Origin of the sequence: Enterococcus sp. HY326, from assembly GCF_026157065.1 — a bacterium.
Taxonomy (GTDB): domain Bacteria; phylum Bacillota; class Bacilli; order Lactobacillales; family Enterococcaceae; genus HY326.
In genome coordinates this window covers 224,013-250,584 of record NZ_JANLGQ010000002.1, presented here as the reverse complement: position 1 = coordinate 250,584, position 26,572 = coordinate 224,013, and the positions used below count along the sequence as shown (strand labels likewise).

20 protein-coding genes and 1 pseudogene are annotated in these 26,572 nt (G+C 39.9%); 1 reads left to right on the top strand and 20 read right to left on the bottom strand.

Annotated features, from left to right (window positions below; all coding sequences use genetic code 11):
* Positions 1 to 147 precede the first annotated feature (147 nt).
* The 5 genes and pseudogenes from pflA to ORH16_RS05840 form a co-directional block, all read right to left on the bottom strand.
* The gene (gene pflA / locus ORH16_RS05860) at positions 148 to 912 is read right to left on the bottom strand and encodes a pyruvate formate-lyase-activating protein (RefSeq protein WP_265457079.1); all 765 of its coding nucleotides are present in this window, start codon (positions 910 to 912) and stop codon (positions 148 to 150) included.
* Between the two features lie 175 nt (positions 913 to 1,087).
* The gene (gene pflB / locus ORH16_RS05855) at positions 1,088 to 3,367 is read right to left on the bottom strand and encodes a formate C-acetyltransferase (protein WP_265457077.1); all 2,280 of its coding nucleotides are present in this window, start codon (positions 3,365 to 3,367) and stop codon (positions 1,088 to 1,090) included.
* A 464-nt stretch (positions 3,368 to 3,831) separates the two neighbouring features.
* A pseudogene (parC, locus tag ORH16_RS05850) lies at positions 3,832 to 6,103 on the bottom strand (DNA topoisomerase IV subunit A); the annotation flags it as partial.
* A 42-nt stretch (positions 6,104 to 6,145) separates the two neighbouring features.
* A complete protein-coding gene (gene parE / locus ORH16_RS05845) occupies positions 6,146 to 8,194 on the bottom strand; it encodes a DNA topoisomerase IV subunit B (protein ID WP_265457073.1) in 2,049 nt (682 codons plus the stop codon).
* Between the two features lie 351 nt (positions 8,195 to 8,545).
* The gene (locus ORH16_RS05840) at positions 8,546 to 8,974 is read right to left on the bottom strand and encodes a CoA-binding protein (protein WP_265457071.1); all 429 of its coding nucleotides are present in this window, start codon (positions 8,972 to 8,974) and stop codon (positions 8,546 to 8,548) included.
* A gap of 81 nt (positions 8,975 to 9,055) precedes the next feature.
* Between ORH16_RS05840 and plsY the strand changes: the two genes are divergently transcribed.
* Complete coding sequence (gene plsY / locus ORH16_RS05835) at positions 9,056 to 9,694, top strand: glycerol-3-phosphate 1-O-acyltransferase PlsY (protein WP_265457070.1); 639 nt, start codon at positions 9,056 to 9,058, stop codon at positions 9,692 to 9,694.
* A 15-nt stretch (positions 9,695 to 9,709) separates the two neighbouring features.
* Here plsY and ORH16_RS05830 read toward each other — a convergent pair whose 3' ends face one another.
* The 15 genes from ORH16_RS05830 to ORH16_RS05760 form a co-directional block, all read right to left on the bottom strand.
* Positions 9,710 to 10,582: an aldose 1-epimerase family protein gene (locus ORH16_RS05830; protein ID WP_265457068.1), complete on the bottom strand. Its 873-nt coding sequence runs from the start codon at positions 10,580 to 10,582 to the stop codon at positions 9,710 to 9,712.
* Between the two features lie 22 nt (positions 10,583 to 10,604).
* Entirely contained in the window at positions 10,605 to 11,393 is a 789-nt protein-coding gene (gene codY / locus ORH16_RS05825) for a GTP-sensing pleiotropic transcriptional regulator CodY (protein ID WP_265457066.1), read from the bottom strand.
* Between the two features lie 23 nt (positions 11,394 to 11,416).
* Entirely contained in the window at positions 11,417 to 12,811 is a 1,395-nt protein-coding gene (gene hslU / locus ORH16_RS05820; protein ID WP_265457064.1) for an ATP-dependent protease ATPase subunit HslU, read from the bottom strand.
* Between the two features lie 9 nt (positions 12,812 to 12,820).
* Positions 12,821 to 13,372: an ATP-dependent protease subunit HslV gene (hslV, locus tag ORH16_RS05815; protein WP_265457063.1), complete on the bottom strand. Its 552-nt coding sequence runs from the start codon at positions 13,370 to 13,372 to the stop codon at positions 12,821 to 12,823.
* 153 nt (positions 13,373 to 13,525) lie between these two features.
* Positions 13,526 to 14,425 carry a tyrosine recombinase XerC gene (gene xerC / locus ORH16_RS05810; protein ID WP_265457062.1) on the bottom strand — a complete coding sequence of 300 codons (900 nt, stop codon included), beginning with the start codon at positions 14,423 to 14,425 and terminating at the stop codon, positions 13,526 to 13,528.
* Between the two features lie 178 nt (positions 14,426 to 14,603).
* Complete coding sequence (locus tag ORH16_RS05805) at positions 14,604 to 15,221, bottom strand: TetR family transcriptional regulator (protein ID WP_265457061.1); 618 nt, start codon at positions 15,219 to 15,221, stop codon at positions 14,604 to 14,606.
* 41 nt (positions 15,222 to 15,262) lie between these two features.
* On the bottom strand, positions 15,263 to 16,570 hold the full coding sequence (trmFO, locus tag ORH16_RS05800; protein ID WP_265457060.1) for an FADH(2)-oxidizing methylenetetrahydrofolate--tRNA-(uracil(54)-C(5))-methyltransferase TrmFO: 1,308 nt from the start codon (positions 16,568 to 16,570) through the stop codon (positions 15,263 to 15,265).
* 95 nt (positions 16,571 to 16,665) lie between these two features.
* Positions 16,666 to 18,741 (bottom strand): type I DNA topoisomerase, encoded by a 2,076-nt coding sequence (topA, locus tag ORH16_RS05795; RefSeq protein WP_265457059.1) that lies wholly within the window; start codon positions 18,739 to 18,741, stop codon positions 16,666 to 16,668.
* Positions 18,742 to 18,902: 161 nt separating this feature from the next.
* Complete coding sequence (dprA, locus tag ORH16_RS05790) at positions 18,903 to 19,763, bottom strand: DNA-processing protein DprA (RefSeq protein ID WP_265457058.1); 861 nt, start codon at positions 19,761 to 19,763, stop codon at positions 18,903 to 18,905.
* Between the two features lie 60 nt (positions 19,764 to 19,823).
* Positions 19,824 to 20,594: a ribonuclease HII gene (locus tag ORH16_RS05785; protein WP_265457057.1), complete on the bottom strand. Its 771-nt coding sequence runs from the start codon at positions 20,592 to 20,594 to the stop codon at positions 19,824 to 19,826.
* A complete protein-coding gene (gene ylqF, locus ORH16_RS05780; protein WP_265457056.1) occupies positions 20,587 to 21,456 on the bottom strand; it encodes a ribosome biogenesis GTPase YlqF in 870 nt (289 codons plus the stop codon). The genes ORH16_RS05785 and ylqF overlap by 8 nt, the downstream gene beginning before the upstream one ends.
* Positions 21,457 to 21,592: 136 nt before the next feature.
* Positions 21,593 to 22,834, bottom strand: coding sequence for a tyrosine-type recombinase/integrase (locus tag ORH16_RS05775; RefSeq protein WP_265457055.1), 1,242 nt, complete (start codon positions 22,832 to 22,834; stop codon positions 21,593 to 21,595).
* A 524-nt stretch (positions 22,835 to 23,358) separates the two neighbouring features.
* Positions 23,359 to 24,573, bottom strand: coding sequence for an MFS transporter (locus ORH16_RS05770; RefSeq protein ID WP_265457767.1), 1,215 nt, complete (start codon positions 24,571 to 24,573; stop codon positions 23,359 to 23,361).
* Positions 24,574 to 25,103: 530 nt separating this feature from the next.
* Positions 25,104 to 25,328 (bottom strand): hypothetical protein, encoded by a 225-nt coding sequence (locus ORH16_RS05765; protein WP_265457054.1) that lies wholly within the window; start codon positions 25,326 to 25,328, stop codon positions 25,104 to 25,106.
* Positions 25,329 to 25,720: 392 nt separating this feature from the next.
* A complete protein-coding gene (locus ORH16_RS05760; RefSeq protein ID WP_265457053.1) occupies positions 25,721 to 26,542 on the bottom strand; it encodes a sugar phosphate isomerase/epimerase family protein in 822 nt (273 codons plus the stop codon).
* Between the last annotated feature and the right edge of the window lie 30 nt (positions 26,543 to 26,572).

Below are 26,572 nucleotides of genomic sequence, written 5' to 3'. Positions count from 1 at the left end.
TTTCATAAAATAGCTAAATTTTTTTAAATTAATCCTTCATTATCATAACAAAAAAAAAGACTAGCGACAATCATGGAATGACGTCAGAAAGCTAGTTTTTACTGCCTTCAAAACTTCATTCGATATCAGAAGCTAGTCTTTACATGTTTAACGAGATTGATACTTGGTATAGTCAGTAACGTGTAAAAGTTCGCGGGCATTCGTTACCCGGTCATCCGTTGGTGGTTCAATTCCCTCCAAAGGATATTTCAACTCTAATTCGTCCCATTTATATTTGCCCATCGTGTGATAAGGCAACACTTCTACCTTGTCCACATTATTCAAGGTTTTGATAAAAGTGTCCAGACGAATTAAAAATTCGTCGTAGTCGGTTCTCGTTGGTACTAATACGTGGCGAATCCAAACTGGTTTATCAATTTCAGATAAATAGTTTGCCATGTCTAAAATATTGTCGTTGCTTTGGCGAGTCAAACGTTTGTGACCTTCATTGTCGATATGTTTAATATCAAACAATAATAAATCTGTGTAGTTCATCAGCTCATTGAACTTGCCGATAAAAGGCTCGTCTCGTGTAAAGGGTTTGCCACAGGTGTCAATCGTTGTATGGATGCCTTCTGCTTTAGCTTTTTTAAACAGGTCGATTAAAAAGTCCAGCTGCAATAAAGGTTCTCCGCCGCTGACAGTGATGCCCCCTTTAGCACCCCAATAGGAACGATATTTTAAGGCCTCAGATAATACTTCATCGGCTGTCACCTCACGGCCGCCTTCACCAATTTTCCAAGTATCCGGATTGTGGCAAAATTCGCAGCGCATCTTACAGCCTTGAGCGAACACAATAAAGCGGACGCCAGGCCCATCGACGGTCCCAAAGTTTTCCGTTGAATGAATTCGGCCTACTATTTTTTCAGTCATATCTCATCGCATCCCATCTATAATCAATCAGAATTGCTTCTGAAGAAAGTCGTCATTTTTTTCTTTATGTAACAATAATTGAAGGATAACACGAATGAAACCTGCAATCAAAAAAACTGCCTCTTCAGCGAAAGCTATTCAACTGAAGAGGCAGCACTATTTAGACTAATAAATCTTAAAGTCTGTCGTGGGAAGTTCTAGCAATCACGTCAGCTTGTTGTTCAGGAGTTAAGTCACGGAATTTAACAGCATAACCTGATACCCGGATAGTTAAGTTAGGGTATTTTTCAGGGTGAGCTTGCGCATCCAATAACAATTCGTTCGTAAATACGTTCACGTTCAAGTGGTAGCCACCTTTGTCAAAGTAGCCGTCCATTACATTGCGTAGGTTGTTGATGCGAGTTTCTTCGTCTTTACCTAAGCCGTTTGGATTGATTGTTTGAGTATTTGAAATACCATCTTGAGCGTTAGTATATTCTAAACGAGCTGTTGAATTCAATGAAGCCAATAAGCCGTTCTTTTCACCTAAGAATTTGCCGTCTTGATAACTTGGGTTGGCACCTGGTGCTAATGGTTTGCCAGCACGACGTCCATCAGGAGTGTTACCAGTTGCTTTTCCGTAGACCACGTTTGAAGTGATGGTTAACAATGACAATGTTGGCATTGAGTTACGGTAAGTGTGTTGACGGTTGATTTGGTCCATGAAGTATTTCACGATCCAGTTTGCCATTGCATCCGCTTCTTCGTTATCGTTTCCGTAAGTTGGGAACTCGTTTTGCGGGATGTAATCAATTGCCATGCCGTCTTCATCACGAACAACTTGAACATTGCCGTGTTTGATTGCCATGATTGAATCAGTTGCGTGAGAGATACCAGCAATTCCTGTTGCAAAAGTACGTTTCAAATCGCTGTCCATCAATGCTAATTGTGGAGCTTCATAAGCATATTTGTCATGCATGTAATGAATCACATTTAAAGTATTCACATAAAGTTCAGCTAACCAGTCTAAGATATCTTTGTAACGATCCATGAAAGCTTCGAAATCAATTGTATCACCAGTCATTGGACGATATTTAGGAGCAACTTGTGCTTTAGTTTTTTCATCCACGCCGCCGTTAATTGCATATAAAACAGCTTTTGCTAAGTTCGCACGAGCGCCAAAGAATTGCATGTCTTTACCCATAACTGTTGCAGATACACAACAAGCGATGGCAGTGTCATCAGAACCCCAGTGAGTGCGTAATAAGTCATCATTTTCAAATTGGATAGATGAACTTTCTTTCGCAATTTTAGCAGAGTAAGTTCTGAAGCCTTCTGGTAAATGAGAAGAATACAAAACAGTCAAGTTTGGTTCTGGAGAAGGTCCCATGTTTGTCAATGTGTGTAAGATCCGGAAGTCATTTTTAGTAACTAATGAACGGCCGTCAAGACCCATACCAGCGATTGATAAAGTAGCCCAGATTGGGTAACCAGAGAATAATTGGTTGTATTCAGGCGTCCGAGCAAATTTAACCATTCTTAATTTCATGATTAAATGGTCGATTAATTCTTGTGCTTCAAATTCAGTAATCGCACCATTGTCTAAGTCACGTTGGATGTAGATATCTAAGAAAGCAGAAATCCGTCCAATTGACATTGCTGCACCATTTTGAGATTTGATAGCGCCAAGGTAACCGAAGTATAACCATTGGATAGCTTCTTGAGCGTTTGCTGCTGGGCGAGAAATATCAAAGCCGTAAGAAGCAGCCATTTTCTTCAAGTCGTTTAAGGCACGGTATTGCTCCATGATTTCTTCACGAAGACGAATCACGTCATCGGTCATTACTTTATTACCAGTATTGTCATGGTCTTTTTTCTTTTCAGCCATTAAGTAATCAATTCCGTATAAAGCAATCCGACGATAGTCGCCGATGATCCGGCCGCGGCCATAAGCATCTGGTAAACCAGTGATAATTTTATTTTTACGAGCAGCTCTCATATCAGCTGTGTAAACATCAAACACACCTTGGTTATGTGTTTTACGGTAGTCTGTGAAGATGTGAGTCATCTCTTCATCAACTTCGTAACCATTAGATTTTAATGAGTTGTTAGCCATGTTGATGCCGCCAAAAGGCATGAATGCTTGTTTCAAAGGTACATCAGTTTGCAAGCCAACAATTTTTTCTTCTTCTTTGATTAGGTAGCCAGGACCATGAGAAGTAATTGTTGCAGGATTAGTTGTATCCATGTCATACACACCGTTTTGTTCGTGTTGAACTTCAAACAGCTCTTGCAATTTAGTCCATAATTTATCAGTGCTTGGTGCGATTGGTTCTAAGAAGCTATCGTCACCGCGATATTCAGTATAGTTCTTTTGGATAAAGTCACGAGTGTTAACTGAATGTTCCCATTCGCCGCCTTTAAATCCTTGCCATTGTTCTGCTTTTTTAGTATCGATATTAGTTGTTGTTGCCATTTGTGAAGACCCCCTCAATGTCTTTTAAAACCATAACAGCTTTACAACGATAGTATAACACGTTCGAATCATTTTGCAAGCCTTTGCTTGTAGATTTTTTAACATCTCAGAAATATTTGTTTTTTAAATTGACATAAACTTTGATTTAAAGCCATTTACACTCTTGTGAACGTTTTAATAAAACTTAATATTTATTAAAAATCAGAATAAACAGGAGCAAAAAAAGACCCTTTCTGTACTAAAACAGAAAGAGCATCTGTTACAGAATCTGTAACAGTGTTAGTCGTTTTCAAGAATTTTGGGTGACTTTTTAATGTAGACTTCAGCGATACCGCCCGTTTGTTTTTCATCCATGGCAAAAGAACCATTTGAAGTTCGATCATTAATTGGGATATCAGCCGGAATTAATTCTTTTTGTTCACCATTATTTCCCAGTAGAATTAAAGAATCACCGTTTGACGCTCCCATATAAAAGACCCGATGAGGATTATTTTTCAATTCCCGCAGCACCATTAGTCCTCGCTTAGCCCGACCTAGCTGAGTCAGCTCTTGTGCCAGCATCCGTTTAACTGCTCCCCGCTGTGTCACCATGATGATCGGGTTGTCCCCTTCGCTGTAAACTAAAAGGCCATTGACAACGTAGTCGCCGTCCTTCAAGTTCATTGATTTAACACCAGCTGCCTTCGCTCCCACCACTGGAACTTCCTTCAGTGGATAGCGCAGACCAAAGCCACGGTAACTAACTAAGAAAACATCTAAATCCGCAACAGCATCAGTCAAGTAGCTGGCAACCAGTGCATCGTCATCGGTTTTAAATTTCATACAGCTGGCAGGCCGACTCTTATAAGTCCGCCATGGTTCAAATTCCTTCATGGCCGTTTGTTTAATCAAACCATTTTTACTGATAAAGACGAAATTTTTCGTCTCAGAAATGTCACTGTAAGGAAAGACACCAATAATGGCTTCATCAATTGCTAAATTGAGAATCGTTTGAGAAATATGCTCGCCTAGGTCTTTCCATTTTAAATCCGGCAGTTCATGCACCGGCCGATAAATTACATTGGCCTTATTAGTAACCAAGAGTAAATGATCTAACGTATTCAGCTGACCGCTATATAAAATATGGTCGCCATCCTTCATACCGATTTCTTCCGGCTTAGAAGCACTATAGGACCGTAGGCTACTGCGTTTGATGTACCCTTCTCTGGTGACCGTGACCGCAACATCTTCTTGGGCAATCAAGACCTTCGTATCAATTGTAATTTCTTGGATTTCATCTTCAATTTTTGTCAGGCGTTTGTTGGCGTATTTTTTCTTAACGTCTCTTAACTCTGACTTGAGAACTTTTAACAGTTCGCCTTCATCTTCAATAATTTTTTTCAGCTCAGCAATTGTTGCTTGTAAATCTTGCTGTTCCTGTTGCATCTGTGTGATATCTGTATTGGTCAAACGATACAGCTGCAAAGTCACAATCGCTTCTGCCTGCTCTTCTGTAAAATCAAAGCGGGCAACTAAATTATTTTTAGAATCTTTTTTATCTTTACTACCACGGATCACCGCAATCACTTCATCAAGAATGGACAAGGCCTTAATTAAACCGTCGACAATATGAGCGCGTTTTTCCGCTTTGTTTAATTCATATTGACTGCGTTTAATAATCACTCCTTTACGATGGGTGATATAGCTTTCCAAAATACGTTTCAAACCAACTTGATGGGGTGTCATATTATCAATAGCGACCATGTTGAAATTATAATTAATCTGCAGCTCAGTATTTTTAAATAAATAATTTAAAACCCCTTGAGCATTGACATCTTTTTTTAATTCCACCACAATCTGCAGGCCAGTCCGGTCACTTTCATCCCGCACTTCAGCAATTCCGTCAATTCGTTTAGTCAAACGAATCTCATCCATCTTTTTGACAAGATTGGCTTTATTGACTTCATAAGGAATTTCATTGATAACAATTTGCTGTTTGCCGCCTTTAATATCTTCAATCCGTGTTAAGGACCGCAAAATTACTTTTCCCCGGCCGGTTTCATAGGCTTTGCGAATTTCTTCTTTCCCCTGCAAAATGCCGCCAGTCGGAAAATCCGGTCCAGGAATAAAGGTCATTAATTTTTCCAACGTTGCATTTGGATGATCGACTAAATGAATTGTACCATCAATGACCTCGCCTAAATTATGGGTCGGAATTTCTGTGGCGTAACCTGCGGAAATCCCAGTGGAACCGTTGACTAATAAATTGGGGAATTTTGCCGGCAAAACAGTTGGTTCTTTTTCGGTATCATCGAAATTCCAGACAAAGTCAACGGTCTCTTTTTCAATATCCCGCAACAATTCACCGCTCAATTCAGAAAGGCGGGCTTCTGTATAACGCATCGCAGCCGGCGGATCACCGTCCATGCTACCGTTATTGCCGTGCATTTCAATTAAAACTTCCCGCAGCTTCCAATCTTGGCTCATCCGCACCATTGCCTCATAGATACTGCTGTCACCATGGGGATGATAATTCCCCATGATATTCCCGACGGATTTTGCCGATTTTCTAAAGCCCTTATCAAAGGTGTTGCCGTCTTTGTCCATTGAAAATAAAATTCGCCGCTGAACCGGCTTTAGACCATCACGAATATCTGGCAAAGCCCGTTCTTGGATAATATATTTTGAATAGCGACCAAAACGATCTCCCATGACGTTTTCAAGGGTTAGTTCTTGAATCTCTTGTCGTTTTTCCACAAGTTTGTTCCTTTCTCATAGCGCTTTTCTTAAAGACAGATATTACTCGTCTTCAAATAAACTAATGTTCTCAACTTCAGAAATTTCATTTTCTACTGAGTCAGATGTCTCCACAGCTGCCATTGCAACGGCACCTTCTTCTTGACGATCTAAGATACTGCCATCTTCCTCCAAGGTAAATTGGACATGGCTTTCAATCCATTTCCGACGGGGTTCAACTTTATCACCCATCAAGGTGGTGACTCGGCGTTCTGCCAACGCACCGTCATCAATTCGAACCCGAATCAAGGTTCTCGTATCTGGATTCATCGTCGTTTCCCACAGCTGATCGGCATTCATTTCCCCAAGACCTTTGTAACGCTGCAGCATGTAGCCTTTGCCCACTTTTTTAGTGACATCTTGCAATTCTTCATCCGTCCAAGCATATTCGACAACTTGCTTTTTGCCGGCGCCTTTAGATACTTTGTATAAAGGCGGCAAAGCGATATACACTTTGCCTGCTTCAATTAAAGGCTTCATGTAGCGATAAAAGAAGGTTAGCAACAAGACTTGAATATGAGCACCATCGGTATCGGCATCGGTCATGATAATAACTTTATCGTAATTACAGTCCTCAATTGAAAATTCCGGACCAACTCCCGCGCCAATCGTATAAATCATCGTATTGATTTCTTCGTTTTTCAAAATATCCTGCATCTTGGCTTTTTCAGTGTTGATAACCTTACCTCGTAAAGGCAAAATTGCTTGAAACTTCCGATCACGGCCTTGCTTAGCAGAGCCTCCGGCCGAATCGCCTTCGACTAAATACAGTTCATTGCGTTTCGCATTTCTCGATTGGGCTGGCGTCAGCTTACCAGATAAAAGGGATTCACCTTTTTTACGTTTTTTTCCGTTACGGCTTTCTTCTCTGGCTTTGCGGGCAGCTTCTCGAGCTTCTCTGGCTTTAATCGCCTTACGAATCAGCATCTGACTCATTTCGCTATTTTCCTGCAGGTAAAAGCCCATCTGTTCGCCGACGACATTGTCGACGACATTTCTAGCTGCTGGTGTCCCAAGCTTCTCTTTTGTTTGTCCTTCAAACTGCAATAGGTTTTCTGGCACGCGAATCGAGAGCACCGCCGCTAAGCCTTCACGAAAATCGCTGCCTTCAAGATTTTTGTCTTTTTCTTTTAACAGACCGACCTTGCGGGCATATTCATTATAAGCTTTGGTCATGGAAGTCTTCATGCCGACTTCGTGGGTTCCGCCATCTTTAGTCCGAACGTTATTGACAAAGGACAAAACATTTTCAGAGTAGCCATCGTTGTATTGATAAGCTAATTCGACTTCGATGCCTTCTTTTTCACCGGAGAAATAAACAACCGGAGTCAACGTATCTTTTTCTTCGTTTAAATAATCAACAAATTCTTTGATACCTTCTTCAAAAAAGAAAACTTCTTCAACGGCTTCCTCTCCTCTTAAGTCTGTCAACGTAATTTTGACGCCTCGTAAAAGAAAAGCTGATTCTCTCAAACGCTCAGACAGTGTTTCGTAAGAAAATTTAGTCGCTGAAAAAATCGTATCATCCGGTAGAAAATGAACTAGTGTGCCATTTTTCTTTTTAGTTTTACCGATTTTTTTCAGGGTTCCCACCGGCTGACCGCCGTTTTTAAATTTCATTTCATATTCGACACCATCCCGCACAATGATGACATCTAGCCAGCTAGAAAGAGCGTTCACCACGCTGGCCCCAACACCATGCAGACCACCGGAAGTTTTATAGCCGCCCTGACCGAATTTCCCACCGGCATGCAAGACGGTAAAAATAACTTGGACGGTGGGCTTACCAGAAGCGTGCATCCCGACAGGCATTCCCCGACCATAGTCCGCTACGCTGATACTATTATCCGGATGAATCGTTACATCGATTTCATTCCCGAAGCCAGAGAGTGCTTCATCGACAGCATTATCGACGATTTCATAAACTAGATGGTGCAAACCGCGGCTATCGGTGGAACCAATATACATTCCTGGCCGTTTGCGGACTGCCTCAAGACCCTCCAATACCTGAATCGAGGCGTCATTGTATTCATTACTTTTTGCTTTAGGCATCTAAAAAACCCCTTCATACTCACTACTTTTAACTTATTTCAAAAATACTGCAACTATCTTATCATAAACTATTATGAAATGTGGATAAAAATTTTTAAGAAACTTTTTTAAAAAAATTAATCTCCTAGAATTTCTTGACTCGAGTCAAACAATTTATTATGTCATATAGTTTGCCAAAAATAAAATACCCGACTACTTTTAACCGTCTTCAATTGTTCTGATACTGACTATCACTGTCATAAAACGAAGCAGACAGCAGATCAGCGGAAAGAACGGATGCTTTGTTACCATACATCCTCTTGAAGGTTTCGTCAAAAATAGTTCAGGTATTTGGCTGTTTTTTTTCAAAAATTAACGGATATCCATTTTGGCAAGCTCAATTTTAATGCAGCGATTCATCACGACGTCTTTTTTACCAGCAGCTTGTAAAATTTCGGCTGCCTCATCGTTTTCTAAGCCAAGCTGAGCCCAAAAAACACCATCATTTCGTTTAGCAAATTCAGCAGCGACCTCTGGTAAAAATTCACTGCGGCGGAAAATATCAACAATATCCATTTGCTCTTCAAGGTCTAAAAGACTTGCTGCTACCGGTTCTCCTAAAATAGTTTGCCCAGCTAAAACCGGATTAACAGGGAAAATTTGATAGCCCTGCTCTTGTAAAAGCTCTCCAATCCGATAGCTGGTGCGGTCCTCTTTATTACTTAGGCCGACGATGGCAATTTTTTTAGCTTTCGTTAAATAATCAAAAATTACCTCTTGACTTGGATTGTTAAAACTCATGATAATCCCTCCGTTTATTATTGAGCTTACCTGACAAACATGTTAAACTTTACAAAGAAATTCTGAAGAAGAAGGTCAAAAATGAATATACTATTTTTTCTACTTATTGCCTATTTATTAGGCTCAATTCCCTCAGGTGTTTGGATTGGAAAAATCTTTTTTCATAAGGATATCCGTCAATTCGGCAGTGGCAATAGCGGAACTACCAATACCTTTCGTGTGCTGGGTAAAACCGCCGGCACCATCGTTTTATTTATGGATATTCTAAAAGGCACACTAGCCACTAGCCTGCCGTTGGTTTTCCATTTGACAAATGTCAATCCCCTTTGGTTCGGTGTCTGCGCCATCTTAGGCCACACCTTTCCAATTTTCGCCAAATTTAAAGGGGGCAAAGCCGTTGCAACAAGTGCTGGTATGTTACTAGCTTATTCGCCGCCATTTTTCATTTACAGCTGTTGCATTTTTATCATCTGTTTAGCGATCACCAGTATGGTCAGTTTATCCAGCATGATTGCCGCTGTTTTGATTACTATTTCAACTTTTGTGATTCCCTACATTGCTCCATGGATTTTGGCACAGCAGGATTGGTTATTGCACGTTATCGCCATCGGGGTCTCCGCCTTCATTTTTTATCGTCACAAGGAAAATATTCAACGCATAAAAAATGGTACTGAAAGTCGGATTCCCTTTGGCTTAAATAGTAGCAAGAAAAACGTTTGAGCACTCAAACGTTTTTTATTTTACCGTAATCGCATATTTGGTAGTAAATTTCCCTTGAGAAGCCAAGTGTTTTATGCCAAATTTTTCGCTCAATTCGCCAGTTGTTTCCAAGATATCTGCCACGCCGCACCAAGGTTCAATGCAAACAAAAGGCGCTTCTTTGGGATAAGGTGACCAAATACCGACAAAATTCATATCCGAATAGCTCAAGGTGACGCTGTGTTCCGATTTTTCGCTGGCAATGGTATAACTGTTTAAGCCTCTTGTTTCAAACACTAAAGCATCTTCTTTGAAAAGCGCATGGCTGAGACTAATTGCAGTATTGGTTTGAGCTAAAGTTCTTTGATCTAAATCGATATAGGGTCCTGCTAACGGTAACTTAGTGCGGGATTTTTTTGGCGAAAAATCCAAAAAATAATCTTCAAAATTTAATCCAGCTTCTAAAGGTACTTTAAATGCCGGATGTCCGCCAATTGAAAAATACATCTCGTCAGTACCCGTGTTAACTACCTCGTATACCACCATCAGCCCATCACCACCAACTGAATAACGAATGTTCAACTGAAAATCGAAGGGATAATTGGCCTTTGTCTTTTCATCGCTAACTAAAGTGAACGTAATATCAGTTGGACCTTGCTGTGTAATAGTAAATTCCATATCCCGGGCAAAACCGTGTTGACCCATCTGATACGTTTTGCCGTCAAAATGATACTGGTTGTCCTTTAGACGCCCCACAAAAGGAAAGAGCACAGGCGCATGGCGATTCCAAAATTCAGGATTGCCATTCCAAATGTATTCAATATTTGTCTTTTTCCCCTTAAGGCTAATTAATTCTGCTCCTAGTGTGCTAAAGGTTGCCTGTAATTGTTGATTTTCAATTGTAATCATACGCTGCTCCTCCTTTTTTGTTTTAGTAGTCGTGCTTAGCTAATTCTTCTTTGAAGCGAGAATTTAAAACCTTTAAATAAGTCCCCTTCATCCCTAAAGAACGGGATTCAATAATGCCAGCCGACTCTAGTTTACGGAGTGCGTTGACAATCACCGAACGGGTAATCCCGATTTCGTCTGCAATGTTTGAAGCAGTCAGACGGCCCTCGTCGCCATCTAGTGCTTTAAAAATGGCCTGCACAGCTTTTAATTCACTATAAGATAAAGTATTGACGGCCATTTGCACCGCTGTTGCACTGCGAACTTCATCTTCAATGCTGCGGGATTTTTGATACAAGACCTGCATCCCCACCACTGTGGCACTGTATTCTGCTAATACCAAATCATCGTTATCAAATTTCTTTTCCATGCGGGACAAAATAATCGTGCCTAAACGTTCTCCTGCTCCAAAGATAGGCACAACGGTGGTTAAACCGTTGGGAAAGTCACTGCGCAATTCCACAGGAAAGGCAGTCATTGCACTGTCGATTGGAATGTTAGCTTCTGTTTTGTCTAAAAGATCCACGCGATCTGTATAATTTTTGGGAAACTGTTTTTCAACGAACATGGATTTCACTCGATCGTTATTCACGTCATGCCGTTCATTGTAGCCCAGCAAAGCTCCCTCTTTACTGATGATATAAGCATTGCTATCCAAGACATCCCCCAGAATTAAGGCCATTTTATCATAGGGCAGTTCCGTGTTTAGATCAAAAGAATTTTTTTGTTGCAGTAATTGATTAATCTCCCGAGTTTTCTCCAATAAGTTCATTGTGTTTCCTCCCATTTTTTAAATTATAAGATAAAGCGGCTTAGGTCTTCATTGGTGGCAATACTGTCTAGTTTTTCGTTGACATAAGCCTCTGTAATTGTAATTTCTCCCATTTGCATATCTGGTGCTTCAAAAAGTAAATCTTCTAATAATTTTTCTAAAATCGTGTGTAAGCGGCGAGCGCCGATATTGTCAGTATCCCGATTGACATCAAAGGCGATTTGCGCAATCCGTTCAATAGCTTCTTTGGTGAAAGTAACCGTCACATTTTCCGTCCCAATTAAAGCGATATATTGTTTCACCAACGCATTATTTGGTTCCGTCAAAATTTTAACAAAATCCTCTGCTGATAAATCATCCAGCTCAACGCGGATTGGAAACCGTCCTTGTAATTCTGGAATTAAATCGCTTGGTTTGGATAGATGGAAGGCCCCAGAAGCGATAAATAAAATATGGTCCGTTTGAATGGCTCCGTATTTGGTGTTAACTTGGGAACCTTCAACAATCGGCAAAATATCCCGCTGTACGCCTTCTCGAGAAACTTCACCGGATTGTTGCGATTTAGAGGTGATTTTATCCATTTCATCAATGAAAATAATTCCGTTTGACTCAGCGAGCTTAATTGCGGCACTGTGAATGTCCGCATCATTGACAATTTTGGAGGATTCTTCTTTGACGAGTAATTCTTGGGCCTCTTTAACTGTAACTGTCCGTTCGATCTTTTTCTTTGGCGACAATGCACCTAGCGTCTCATTTAAATCAATCCCCATCTGCTCAAGTCCGTTATTCATCATCGGCGCAGATTTTTTAACCTCATCGACTTCAATGGTGACTTCCCGCTCATCCAGCTGTCCTCTTTCCAATTGCTCTAAGACAGTTTTGCGATTTACGCGGATTTCATCAGTGACTTCTTCTTGTTCTTCTGGCTTTTGTGCGGCGTTAAACATCTGCATCATCTGATCAAATTGGTTATTGCTTTGTTTTTGCTCTTTTTTCAAGCCGGGGACTAACACTTTGACCAAGCGATTGTTAGCTCTTTTTAGCGCTTGGCTATAGACACCGGAATACTGTTGCTTTTCAACAATTTGGATAGCATTCTCCACTAAATCCCGGACCATTGACTCAACGTCACGGCCGACATAGCCGACTTCGGTAAATTTAGTCGCTTCCACTTTGATAAACGGCGCATCGACAATTGTGGCTAAACGGCGGGCAATTTCCGTTTTCCCAACACCGGTTGGCCCAATCATCAGCATATTTTTTGGGGTGATGTCCTCTTGCATCTGCTCATCCAATTGTAACCGGCGATAACGATTGCGCAAGGCAACCGCAACTGCTTTTTTGGCCTCATGTTGGCCGACAATATATTCATCTAGTTCTGTGACAATCTGTCTTGGTGTTTTATTTAATTCAGTCATGATTTAACCTCACTTAATTTCTTCGACAATAATATTATGGTTGGTGAAAATACAAATATCTGCGGCGATTTCCAGCGCATTTTTGGCAATTTCAGCGGCCGTCATTTCTTGTTTTGTATAACGTTTCATCGCTCTAGCGGCGGACAAAGCAAAATTGCCGCCAGAACCAATTGCTAAAATGCCATCGTCTGGAGTAATCACTTCACCTGTACCAGAAACAAGTAGCATTTCTTCTTTGTTCATAACAATCAGCATGGCTTCAAGTTTTTGCATTGATTGTTGCGTCCGCCATTCCTGCGCTAATTCAACGGCCGCCCGTTGCAAATTGCCGTTGTATTCGTTTAACTTCGCTTCAAATTTTTCTTCTAAGGTAAAGGCATCGGCCACACTGCCGGCAAAGCCGACTACCACTTCGCCATTATAAATCCGCCGAACCTTGCGAGCGGTGCCCTTCATAACAACAGATTCCCCCATTGTTACTTGGCCGTCACCCGCCATGGCAAATTTGCCGTTTAATTCAACGGCACAAATTGTTGTTGAATGAAATTGTGATTCTGTCATAGTTCTATCTCCTTTATCGCATTTAGCTAAATTTCAAAAGATTGCTAAAATTTAGATTCCTTTTAACATAAGTCCAACAGATGAACTCAAAATGAAGTAATAGGAACTTAAATCTTAGAATAGTTAGTATAAAGCGCCTGTTCAAATAATGCATCAGGCTCGAGGATGAAAGTTGCGATAATTTTTTTGCAGACTCTCCTTAGTTACATGAGCGTATATTTGTGTTGTCGACAGATTGGCATGACCCAATAGTTCCTGCACAGTCCGCATATCTGCGCCATTGTTTAATAAATGAGTGGCAAAGGTATGCCGCAACATATGAGGATGGATGTCACTGTTTAAACTGCTTTTTTTGATGACTTGATTTAAAACATATTCAATCCCAGTCGGGGTAATCGCCTCACCTCGATGATTAATAAAGACTTTGCTGTGCTCTTGACCATATTTTTTCATCAACGGCTCACGCCCATTAGTAAAATAATCCTGGAGGGCATCTGCCGCAAAGGAACCTAGCGGAACATAACGTTCTTTGTTCCCTTTTCCGTGAATCAGCATGACCTCATTATCAAAGTCTAAAGCTTTCATTTCCAAATCAGCCGCTTCACTTAGCCGCAGACCTGAACCATAAAGCACCTCTAAAAGCGCTCGGTTGCGTAAATCCAGCGACTTCTCCCCTTGGACACTTTCAAAAAGCGCCGTCATCTCATCTTCGTAGAAAAAGCGGGGCAACCGAATACTGCCACGTTTTAGATGCACATAAGAAAAGGGATTTTCTTCTAAGACCTGCTGCTTCAATAAAAATTGATAAAAAGAACGTAGACTGGCAATCTTACGGCTCAGGGAATTTCGACTGTATTTTTTTTCCGCCAATAACGCCAAGTAAGCCCTGACATCTAGATGGTCAATTTTTAGATACTCTTCATCACCAGACAAGCGCAAGAATTCTAAAAAATCTTCTACATCTTCTTGATAAGCCTGTTGTGTTTTCTCAGAATAGCCCCGTTCAAAGAGCAAATACCGATAAAATTCTGAAGGCCAATTTTTTTCAGTCACCGCAATCCTTCCCTTCGTTAAATTAAACTCTACCACAAGCCATATTAGAAAACAATTTAATTGTCAGAATTAAACTCTCATATAAAACAATTCTAAATATTTTTACGATTTATGCAATTCAAAAAAAGAGTCTTCCTGTTAAGAAACTGGAAAACTCTTTCGAAAAATATTAAGTCGTTTATTTTTTCACACCATTTTCAATCCATAAAAGTCGCTGGCGAAATTGCGCCTTGGTTTTTTCTGACGGTTGATGCATAATCAGATGCTGTTTGATCAGCTGATGCATAATATCCATAATAAAATTGACTAGCTCTTGGTATTCCCGACCATTTGTCAGCTTTAAATCCCGGGTATTAATCAAGGTGAAAAATTGTTTTTGAATGCCAACTTCTTGGGTTTCTCCATTTGGCGGCGTTGCCAAGACCTGTTGATCTAGTTCAACTTCGCCATTGAGCATCATAACTTTGAAATAGCCTTGGTAATGGGAGCTGTCGACACTTTTTAAAAAATCTAAGAAAAACATTTCCAGCGCCAAAAACAAATCACCCTTGGTGTTTTCAAGCGCCGTGAAAATTAAGTTATGGGCATCGACTTTAATCTGCTGATAGGTCCACTGAAATAAGTCATCGACGTTTTCAAAATATTTATAAAAAGCGCCACGGGAAATATCAGCTTGTTTAATAATTTCAGAAACCTTCGCCTCCCGCAACGGTGTATTTGAAAAGACACCGACTGCCGCTTTAAAAATCCGCTCTTGTTTTTCCTTTGATAAATTAAAAAAAGTTGTCTTTGGCATACAATCCCTCTGCTTTTCTTAAATACTTTTTTCAAACTTGCTTATTCAGCTGCTGTCGTCATATCTGCTACTGCATTTAAAGCTCGCTCAGCTAAGGCCGCATAGCGTTCTTTTTTATCGCGAATTCTTTCAGGTAACTCAGGGAACAAACCAAAGTTGGCATTCATCGGTTGGAAATGTTTACCAGCTGCATGAGTAATGTAATAGGCCATGGAACCGATAGCGGATTCCTGCGGCATTTCAATCGGCGCCAAACCTTTTGCGAGACGAGCCGCATTAGTCCCAGCCAATAAACCACTGGCAGCACTCTCCACATAGCCCTCCACACCTGTCATTTGTCCGGCAAAAAATAAATCATCCCGCTTGACTGACTGATAGGTTGGCTTTAATAGCTCTGGTGAATTCATAAAGCTATTGCGATGCATCACACCATAGCGGACAAATTCGGCATTTTCTAAACCAGGAATCATTTGAAAAACTCGTTTTTGTTCTCCCCATTTCAAATGGGTTTGAAAACCGACAATATTGTATAAAGACGCAGCTGCGTTGTCTTGGCGCAATTGAATGACAGCGTATGGTCGTTTGCCGGTCTTCGGATCTTCTAAGCCAACGGGTTTCATCGGACCAAAGAGCATCGTTTTAAAGCCCCGCTCTGCCATCACTTCAATGGGCATGCAGCCTTCAAAATATTTTTCTTTTTCAAATTCTCGCAGTGGCACAACCTCAGCTGCCACCAAGGCTTCATGGAAGGCTTTAAACTCTTCTTCGGTCATTGGACAGTTTAGATAAGCAGCCTCCCCTTTGTCGTAGCGGGATTTCAGATACACCTTGTCCATATCAATCGTATTTTTATCAATGATTGGAGCAGCAGCATCGTAAAAATAAAAGCCATCTGAGCCGTTAAACTCTTTAATTGCTTGGCTCAATCCTTCAGAAGTCAACGGACCTGTCGCAATAACGGTAATCCCTTCTGGAATCTCAGTTATTTCTTCATTGACCACCGTTACGAGCGGATGATTTTTCACCCGGTTGGTAATCATTTCAGAAAAAGTATCTCGGTCCACCGCTAACGCACCACCAGCGGGGACCGCTGTGGCATCGGCTGACGTAATGACCACTGAATTTAACCGGCGCATTTCTTCTTTTAAGACGCCGACCGCATTGGCCAAGCTATTGCCCCGCAAAGAATTTGAGCAGACTAATTCTGCGAAATTTTCAGTTTGGTGAGCCGGTGTTTGCTTCACCGGACGCATTTCAATTAAATGGACGGGTACACCACTTTCGGCAATTTGCCAAGCAGCCTCACTGCCGGCCAGACCCGCTCCGATAACATTTACAGATGGATACATCTTTTTCCCTCACTTTAAAAAAATAAAATTGGTACATGTTCACTGATTGTATCATATCGAAACAATTTGTGAAATGCACCAATTTTAACTTATATTTATTTTTGCACGTCTTCTTCGTAGTCCCCGTTGATACAGACGACTTGTTTGCCGCCCTTAACTTTTTTCTCTACAAGGTACTTGCCACACTTTGGACAATCCCGGCCAACTGGTTTATCCCAAGAGGTGAAATCACAATCAGGATAACGGGTACAACCGTAGAACAAACGATTTTTTTTCGATTTGCGTTCGACAACCTGGCCTTCAAGACAGACAGGACAGGTCACACCGATTTCTTTAATAATCGGCTTGGTGTTGCGGCAATCTGGAAAGTTACTGCAGGCGTAAAACTTGCCGTAACGACCGAGTTTAATCACCATTGGATGTCCGCAAACATCACAGTCAAAGCCAGCAGGCTCATCTTTAATTTGAATTTTTTCAATTTTTTCTTCCGCTGTTGTCAGTTCTTTTTCAAAAGGTCCGTAGAAGCGGTCGATAACTTTGACCCATTCTTCCTTGCCTTCTTCGACGCTATCCAAATCAGATTCCATCGAAGCCGTAAAGTGAACATCGACAATATTTGGGAAAAATTCGACGATTAATGAATTGACAATCTCCCCTAGCTCAGAAGGCTCAAAACGTTTTTGCGTGAGCTTCACATAATAGCGACGTTGAATGGTATCTAAAGTTGGTGCATAAGTTGACGGACGGCCGACACCATTTTCCTCCAACGTTCTGATGAGCGTCGCTTCACTGAAACGAGCAGGCGGCTGGGTAAAATGTTGTTTCGGTTCAATGTCTACAGATTGAACAATATCTCCTTCGGCTAAATCTGGCAAGATATTATCCTTTTCCTCCTTACCATCATCACGACCTTCGATATACACCTTCATAAAGCCTTGGAATTTCACTTTAGACCCATTAGCGATAAAAATGACATCATTTTGATTAAGAGTCACCTTCATCGTGTCTAAAATCGCCGGCGTCATTTGGCTAGCAACAAAGCGAGACCAAATCAAAGAATAGAGTTTCATCTGATCTTTGTCTAAATATTTTTCCATTTCCTGCGGTGTCCGCAGGGTGCTTGAAGGACGAATCGCTTCATGGGCATCTTGAGCCCCCTGTGCGTTTTTAGTTTTCCGTTGGCCATGGGCTGAAAATTCTTTGCCGTAGGTCGTTTCGATAAACTCTGCTGCTTCTTCCTTCGCACTGTCAGCAATCCGTGTCGAGTCCGTCCGCATATAGGTGATTAATCCGACAGAGGTCCGACCAATTTTAATTCCTTCATACAGCTGTTGAGCCACCATCATAGTCTTGCGAGTCCTAAAATTTAGCTTGCGGGCTGCTTCTTGTTGCAGGCTACTGGTAGTAAAAGGCAACGCTGGATTGCGTTTACGTTCTTTCTTTTCAACTTTGGTAACATCAAAGTCTTTGCCGGTAATCCGCTGTGTAACTTCTTTAACACTCTCGGCATTCGGCAATTTTTTCTTTTTGCCGTCCATGCCCCAGAAGTTTGCTTTAAATTTTTTCTTTAATTTTTGAAAATTACCATCGACACTCCAGTATTCTTCTGGAATGAAATCACGAATTTCCTGTTCCCGGTCAATAATCATCTTTAAGGCAATCGATTGCACCCGGCCAGCACTCAGGCCTTTTTTGACCTTGCGCCATAAAATTGGACTAATTGAATAGCCAACGATTCGGTCTAAAACTCGGCGAGCTTGTTGGGCATCCACTAAGTCTAAGTCAATCGCTCGTGGTTCTTTAAAAGCTGCTTTAACGGCATCTTTAGTAATTTCATTAAAGACTACCCGATTTTTATCCTTTAAATCAAGACCTAATAGAAAAGCCAAATGCCAAGCAATGGCTTCCCCTTCTCTATCCGGGTCACTTGCGAGATAAACTTTTTCAGCTTTTTTAGCTGCCGACTTCAAGCCTTTGATAACGTCACCTTTACCACGAATCGAAATATAATGGGGTTCAAAATTATTTTCAAAATCGACTCCCATTTTACTTTTTGGTAAATCTCGGACGTGTCCGACACTGGCCACAACCTTATAATTTTTCCCCAAATATTTTTCAATTGTTTTTGCCTTAGCTGGTGATTCCACGATAACTAAGTATTTATAAGCCATATATTGGGCTACCTCTTTTCTTTTTCTTCTATTATATAGAGCACTTGGAAGACATGTTACAAATCGTAGCCTATGATAGCGATTGAAAAAACATTTGTCAAGGAGAGAAAATTTGCTGAAGAAAAATACAGCTTCTTTTTTAAACTATTTTTGGGATTTTTTTACAAATACGGTGTCAGCTCATCCAAAATATCTTGCGTCGAAATCACACATTTTGCGCCTTCTTGAAGTAGCTGCAAACAACCAGTGGCCCGAGGATTATCGCAGGCTCCCGGAAATGCAAAAACTTCCCGGCCAAAGTCTAACGCCATCTGTGCCGTAATCAGCGAACCGCTGCGTTGTCTAGCTTCGACAACGCAAGTCCCCACGGTTAATCCTGCAATAATTCGATTGCGCATTGGAAAATGATACCGTAGCGGCTGAGTGCCATCAGGGTATTCAGATAAAATTAGATGTTCCTCCGCTAATTTCTTTTGCAAATAATAATTTTCCTTGGGATAGGTTCGATCCAAACCGCAGCCGACGACCGCAATCGTTCGCCCCTGTTTGGTTACCGTCAGTTTATGGGCTAGACTATCGACACCTTTAGCTAAGCCGCTGACAATTGTAAAATTATGTTCAATCAATTCCGGCAATACCTGCTGGACAACTTTGCCAGCCTGCTCAGAGGCATCCCGTGTACCGACAATTGCCAGAGCCGGCGTTTTCAAAAAATCCAAATTGCCTTGATAAAAAAGCAAGCTTGGCGGATTATAAATTTCCTGCAAAAATAAAGGATACTCTTCATCCAAAATGGTAAAAAAAGGTCGCTGATTCTTTTCCGCCATAATTTGCGCTTTGGGCCAAGAATCGTAAAAATCCAAACGATACTTCTCAATCCGAGCAATCCGCTGAATCTCATACAAACTCAGCTGGGTCGTCTCATTTGCTAGACAAAAACGCAGGACCTTAAGCCGACCAAGATTACCAATTCCTCTGCAATAAACCAACTGTAACACTAATTTTTTTAATTCCTTTAACATAAAAAAACCTCTTTTCTGAAATACTTTCAATAGTATTCGCAGAAAAAAGATTCTTTCATCTTACATATCCTTAATAGGCGCAAAACTGCGGCGGTGAATTGCCGTGATACCGAATTTTTCTAAACCAGCTAAGTGTTCCTTCGTGCCATAGCCGGCATTTTTTTCAAAGCCGTAGCCGGGGTAAACTTCCGCAAACTCCTGCATCATTTGATCCCGTGTTTCCTTGGCAACAATACTTGCCGCTGCAATCGAAATCGAGCGGGCATCCCCTTTTATCAAATTTTCTTGGGGAAGATTATTGGCAAGCTTCATGGCATCGATTAATAAAAAATCAGGCTGCGGTTCTAACTGATCAATCGCCGCCTGCATCGCCAGCTTCGTCGCTTCATAAATATTGACCTGATCGATTACCTCCGCCTCAATGATACCGACACCGATTGCGACCGCTTGTTTTTTTATTTCTAATAAAAGAGCCGCTCTCTTTTGCTGGGAAAGCTGTTTGGAATCATTGATGCCAACTAAATTGGCATCTGATTTCAAAATGACTGCCGCACTCACCACCGGGCCAGCTAAAGGACCACGACCGACTTCATCAATCCCGGCAATATACTTGTAGCCCTTGAGGTAAGCCAGCTTTTCAAACTCCTGCATTTTTTGATAATTTTCAATAAGCTGAGCTTTTTTTGCCAAGCGATTTTGCCATTGGTTAAGGGCTGTTTGAACGCCCTTGCGGGAATCATTTTGCCAAAGTTGGATGCGACTGTCCTTTACATCAGAAATCTCAGCTAATTGTTTTTTTATTTCTGCAATAGAGGTTGGCTTCTCAGTCATTTGCTTCACCAAATTCTTCGTAGCGATCCAACGTATAGCCGCCTAATTTGCCCCCGCGAATCTCATGGACAATCATCTCACTGCCCCGTTCAAAATCATCACGAAAGCCTCTTTTTTTGGTAATTAGCATGAGCTGTTCAACTGGTGCCAAAAAGATTTCTTCTTCTGAAAAACTATAGCGCTCCTGCAAGCGTTCAGGATAAAACCGGCTAAAAAATTCCAAGCCATAAAGGGCCATATCATCCAGATGAATCAATTGGTCTTTAATGGCACCTGTTAAAGCCAATTTTTTACCAATCTCAACATCTTCAAACTTCGGCCATAAAATTCCCGGTGTGTCTAATAATTCTAAATCAGCACCCATCCGCAGCCATTGCTGACCCTTCGTGACACCAGGCTTGTTCCCTGTCACGGCAATTTTTTTTCCAACTAGACGATTCATCAGCGTGGACTTGCCAACATTTGGAATACCAATGACCATCGCTCGAATCGCCCGAGGCTTTAGTCCCCGCGCTTTATCTCTAGCAATTTTTTCCGCCAAGGCTTCTTTAGCAGTCGGAATAATTTTTTTAGTCCCTTGATTATCCTGAGCATTAATTGCTAAGGCCTTGGCACCTTGATTTTTAAAATACTGAACCCACAGCTGAGTCTGTTTAGGGTCCGCTAAATCTGCTTTATTTAACAAGACTAACCGCGGCTTTTGCTGAATAATTTGGTCCAACATCGGATTTCTTGAAGATAAAGGTAGCCGGGCATCCACCAGCTCAAAGACAATATCCACATATTTTAATTTTTCAGAGACTTCCCGCCGTGCTTTGGCCATGTGGCCGGGAAACCATTGTATTGTTACTTCATTACTCATTATTGGTTTTTCTCCTTATTTTATAAGCTTTCATATGTTTTCAACATGGAACGTTTTTATGTTATGGGACACTCATGGGACAAAATCCTACAGTGGCTTTTCTAATTTGAACGATTTTCTTTTCAAAGTCTACTCATTAGTTTAAGCGAAAATTCATTTCATTTCCACCCTCATCCCAGCGAATCATTTCGTTTAAGATAGTTTCTTTTCCACTATTAGTTTCTTGAGCATAAATCCCCAAAGTGGTCCGAATATCTGCGTGTCCAGCAAAATATTGTAAAGAATTTGCATCAATTTCTTTTACATCTTTCAAATATGAAATAATCGAAAATCTAAAACTAGAAGGTGTCGCCTGTTTCATCCAATTAAATCCGTACTTCTCTTTTCCGTTCATAACTAATTGACTTTGTACTTGACGAACGATTTTACCAAAAGAATGCGACGAAATCGGGGAACCAAATCGTGTTCGAAAGACAGCGTCAGATGCGACAAACTTCTTACCAGGATGTTTCAAATTTTCTTCATCCAATTCCTTACTAATCTGTAGCGCATTTTTGATTGCATCCATAGCTACCGGTGGCAATAAAATGGTTCGAATTGCATGAAGTGATTTTGGAGCTGTGTATCTAAACTGTCCAGCCTCTTGAACAAGGCATTTCGTAATGCTTACACTATTTTTATCGAAGAAGATATCCCTTTCTGTAAGTGTGCTCGCTTCACCAATTCGAACACCAGAATAAATTAAAAATAGAGTGAGATAATAATAAATTTCACTGTGATGCTCATAAAGCTCAGTTAAAAAAGCTCTTAATTCATGTGACTCAAGATATTTTTTTGCTCTTCTAACCATTGGTGCCATTCTTTTTTCACGAGTCATTGTAATCTCAACAAATGTCATAGGTGAAGTTACTAAAGAACCTTGTTTCACTGCATATTTAAAAACTTTGTTTAACGTGCTTTTAATATGCCTCATTGTAGCATAAGAAGCTTCATGATTGAGTTGATATTTTGTTAATAGTTGTTCAATATATAATGGTGTCATTTTCTGAATTGGCGTATCTTTATGAATATTTTCCATAATTCGTGAGAGAACCAATTTTTCTCGCTTAAAAGTAGTCGTAGAAACTGTCGCTTGCCAAGATGCTAGCCATGCTTCAGTAAGCTCACCAAAAGATTCAATCTTATAGTCATTCAAAAAACTTTTCTTTTTAATTATTCTTTGAATCTTTTTTAGTAATTCCTGCTCAGCAACTTCTCTGTCCTTTGCAGTGTTATTTTTATACACAAGTGTTGCTTTTTTTCGTTCCCCAGTCATAGGATCTATATAGCGGCTAATAACTTGATAATTGCCACTCGGTAATTTTGTATGAGATGTCATTTTTTCCTCCTTAATATTATTCAAATTTTCTAATTTGCTTCAAATTTGTGTGCCAACAAATTTTTCAATTCTCCGTTAAAAATATTCGAACTAGTCTCCCTCTATATATAACAGCAATTTTAACTAAATAAAAAGACACAAATTCTCAAAAATTTTTATTATGCTTATTAATTTTTTAACGACCACTAAGACAAGAAACATGATAAATGAGATTAATACCTTTGAATTACTCAGTTTATTTACTACTTCGCAAACTGACTAAAAGTAAAAGCATTAACTCTTTGTCAAATTGGTCAGGAAATTTTAAAAGCCTCCATGATGTTTATATCTTATAAGATTGAGACTAATGATCTCTAACGATATAAAGGCCGCTAGCAGTGACTAGCGGCCAAAGAAGCAAAATAATTCAAATGTGAGTCTATTAAATCCGTCGTTAGTGGACTCACATACCTTACTTCTTCCATATTTTGAAAATACAAAAACCCACCAATAAAATTAGCGGGTTTCAAGAAACTGTGTAAACATCAGCTTTGTTTTTGTTGAAGTTTTTTGTCATAGCGTCTGGCCGGCACAATGAGCCAATTAATTATGGCACACATGACGATACCCAGTCCAGCAATGACAAATAGTTTTTCTACACCGATAGAATCTGCTATGGGACCTGCGAAAATTAAACCTAATGAGGCGAGTAAACTCAATAAAGCCATCACTACACCCATGATTCTTCCAAGCTGCTCGACTGGAAAGGTCTGCTGAATCATTGCCATTAATAAGGTATCAAAAAATGGTGCAGCTATCCCTGTAAAAGCGTTCAAAATGATAAACCAAACTAATCCTGCTTTATTTGACGGTAAAAGACCGCTAGCTGCTAACGTGATACCAAGCACTAGATAAGAAATTAGTAGAGGTTTCACGCGATCCTTCCAGTTTCCAAACACGCCAATAATTGTTCCACCAACCAACATGCCAACCGAGTAAATAATTTGAACAAAGCCTGCGTCACCGACAGTTCCATCAAAATACCCCATCGTTATTAAAGGATACATGCTAGCGGCTGGCATAATGAAGATGGAAGACAAAGCGCCAATCAACACGATGATCCATAAGCCATTTTTACTACTAAGGTCTTTAATTCCTTGTTTCGTATCTTCTAATGCAAGAGTATTTCCAGAATGTCCCGAGGTCTTCGGTATTGTTACAAACATAAGCAACAGCAGACCCAATACTGCACCTAAAACGTCCAAAAGCAACAATAGATGTAACGGCATAAGCGCAAACAGAAACGCACCAATTCCTGGAGCTATGATTCTATTTGCAGATTGCACCATTCCTAATTGTCCATTCACTTTTGTCAATTCCTCTTTTGGCGCAATAGTTGGTAGAATCGATAGAATCGTCGGCGTTTGAAACGTTTGTGTGACTGCTCGAACAAATAGCGAGACAAAAATCAGCCAAAATGGGAAAGTTCCTGTCACGATTCCTGTAACTGATAGAAGAATCGCAAATAAAGCCGCAATTAAATCTGGGACAATCAACAATTTCTTTTTATTCAAACGATCGACGTAAGGACCCACGAAAGGACTTAAGACAATCATAGGAAGCATTCCTAATAATGTCGCAAAGCTTAGCATAGTTGCAGACTTAGTTTGTTCAGTGAGATACCAAATGATCGCATACTGAACCGTCATACTCGTGATCCCAGTTACGAATTGACTTAATAGAAATAATTGAACATTCATGCGCCAGTGACGTTTCGGATTACTTTTTTCCAAAGTAAAACCTCCTAAATTTTAAATTCGGATTCGCCTACACACAATTGTTATTTATGGATGTCTACAAGACGACAGCAAAAAAGGTACGCAAAAAGCTAGGATTTCTCCTAGCCCTCAATGGTATTATTCAACTGACCCTTGATATAAGCAAGTTCATATGAATCATGATTGAGAATGTAAGAATATCTATAGACACGCCAAATAAACAACTGCTTATCGGCTATTTAATTCATCTAGATAGACATTGTTACGCTCAAAAATACACCTCGTTCATAAAATAAACTTTGCTTAACTCTTAAATTCTTCCTAGTCACTATACTATAAAAAAATTTAGCACTGTCAACATATGAAAGAATTATCGTTTTCGATTGCTTTTACTTCAATTGAGATAGTTTTGAGTAGACTAAACCCTGAGTTTATCTATTCACGATTCAGCCTTCTTAAAAGTTTCGGGATAATTAAATTACAGCAAAGAATCTATTATATATTTTATTTAACTAAATACTGTTATCTAGTTGAAATTCTCCTATTAAAAAGCCTTTTAAATAAACTTCATAATCAGAATTAGTTTCTTCTTTGGGCATTTTTTCGAGACATTTTCGAGCATAGCATTTCATTTCTTCGATGGTTAGGTTGTTTTTTTCCATTAAGCAAGCAATTTGAAACTGCAAACCGATGTTAGTCATTTCCAACTCTCGTATACGGTTTTCTAAGTTCTTCATAGTCTAGGTTCCTTTCAGTTTTTATATTCAAAATATACCAGACTAACCTAATAATTAATTTACTTCGTAAGATGTGATTTATATTAACTATCAAAATCTTATTTCATAAACTATCGTTTTTGAGTCTTTAATTAATGAGAGTATATTTCTTAATTTAACCTAAGTTATTTGATTTTTTCAATTCTGAGTATACTGATGAAAATAAAAAGATCAGAAACCAATAATGTTTCTGATCTTGTTTCTGATCTTTTTATTTTTAAGCTGGTTTAAAAATCACATCGTTAACTTATTAACATCATTACTGAACGATACCTATCCTTGCTAAATAGAAATGAATAATCCTCTCAGATTCTATTTCTATTATTTCTAAATTCAATGAATTACAGGATTTCTTATAAAAACTCTTTAGTTTTTTCTGCTCCAAGTCTAAATACATCCCTGGCATTCATTTGCCAATAGCTGGGATTAAACAATTCCAAGGAGCAAGCGCCATCATAGCCAATCGATTTTAACTTATCTGAAATTGCTTTTAATGGAATCACGCCATTTCCGGGAAATAATCGATGAGCATGGTCTAATAGCTCCAAAGGAAGATTGTCACTATCATCTATATGATAACAGAAAATTTCTTCAGGTGTAATTTTTTCCAAATAATCGATATCCTGCCAGCCATCAAACAGGTATAAATTGAATGCATCAACTATTAAACCTACGTTTGAATGATTGACCGCTTTTGTTATGCGGTGAGCTTCTTCTAAGCTTCTCACACAACAATTTTGACTGCCAATTGGCTCAAATGCGATTTTTAATTTTAGTTTATCTGTATAAGCTAAAATTTTATTTAACACAGTGACACTATCTTTAAACACTTCTTCTTCAGAATACTCCACGTCTGAAATTGTTGGCACAACTACCAAGACTTCTCCGCCAATTGCAGCCTTCACTTCGCAGACAAAGCGCAAGTCTTCTTCGATTGCTTGCCATTTTTCTGGAGTAGAAAAATTAATATCTTCAATTGAATTGAATCCGGCTGGTTTTAGATGATGAGTTTTAAAAAATTCAGCTAACTCGCCTAAACTGCCAGTCTTTAAATACTCTCTCAACATGTCAATACGCAACTCTATAAAATCATAGTCATTTGCTTCAGCTAGGTACAAATCTTCCATCAACGTGGAATTCTTCATGCAAGTCGCTTCATTTATTGCTAATTTCAAGCGCGCTCCTCCTTTACATTTTATTTTTTT

Excerpts from the sequence above, each read along its gene's own strand:
- plsY (WP_265457070.1), top strand. The coding sequence starts at position 9,056 with ATGAATATACTATTTTTTCTACTTATTGCCTATTTATTAGGCTCAATT.
- codY (WP_265457066.1), bottom strand. The coding sequence starts at position 11,393 with ATGAACTTATTGGAGAAAACTCGGGAGATTAATCAATTACTGCAACAA.
- ylqF (WP_265457056.1), bottom strand. The coding sequence starts at position 21,456 with ATGAGTAATGAAGTAACAATACAATGGTTTCCCGGCCACATGGCCAAA.
- ORH16_RS05805 (WP_265457061.1), bottom strand. The coding sequence starts at position 15,221 with ATGCCAAAGACAACTTTTTTTAATTTATCAAAGGAAAAACAAGAGCGG.
- pflA (WP_265457079.1), bottom strand. The coding sequence starts at position 912 with ATGACTGAAAAAATAGTAGGCCGAATTCATTCAACGGAAAACTTTGGG.
- topA (WP_265457059.1), bottom strand. The coding sequence starts at position 18,741 with ATGGCTTATAAATACTTAGTTATCGTGGAATCACCAGCTAAGGCAAAA.
- parE (WP_265457073.1), bottom strand. The coding sequence starts at position 8,194 with ATGCCTAAAGCAAAAAGTAATGAATACAATGACGCCTCGATTCAGGTA.
- hslU (WP_265457064.1), bottom strand. The coding sequence starts at position 12,811 with ATGACTGAATTAAATAAAACACCAAGACAGATTGTCACAGAACTAGAT.
- ORH16_RS05840 (WP_265457071.1), bottom strand. The coding sequence starts at position 8,974 with ATGAGTTTTAACAATCCAAGTCAAGAGGTAATTTTTGATTATTTAACG.
- ORH16_RS05785 (WP_265457057.1), bottom strand. The coding sequence starts at position 20,594 with ATGACTGAGAAGCCAACCTCTATTGCAGAAATAAAAAAACAATTAGCT.
- ORH16_RS05765 (WP_265457054.1), bottom strand. The coding sequence starts at position 25,328 with ATGAAGAACTTAGAAAACCGTATACGAGAGTTGGAAATGACTAACATC.
- hslV (WP_265457063.1), bottom strand. The coding sequence starts at position 13,372 with ATGACAGAATCACAATTTCATTCAACAACAATTTGTGCCGTTGAATTA.
- ORH16_RS05775 (WP_265457055.1), bottom strand. The coding sequence starts at position 22,834 with ATGACATCTCATACAAAATTACCGAGTGGCAATTATCAAGTTATTAGC.
- ORH16_RS05830 (WP_265457068.1), bottom strand. The coding sequence starts at position 10,582 with ATGATTACAATTGAAAATCAACAATTACAGGCAACCTTTAGCACACTA.
- ORH16_RS05770 (WP_265457767.1), bottom strand. The coding sequence starts at position 24,573 with ATGAATGTTCAATTATTTCTATTAAGTCAATTCGTAACTGGGATCACG.
- pflB (WP_265457077.1), bottom strand. The coding sequence starts at position 3,367 with ATGGCAACAACAACTAATATCGATACTAAAAAAGCAGAACAATGGCAA.
- dprA (WP_265457058.1), bottom strand. The coding sequence starts at position 19,763 with ATGTTAAAGGAATTAAAAAAATTAGTGTTACAGTTGGTTTATTGCAGA.
- trmFO (WP_265457060.1), bottom strand. The coding sequence starts at position 16,570 with ATGTATCCATCTGTAAATGTTATCGGAGCGGGTCTGGCCGGCAGTGAG.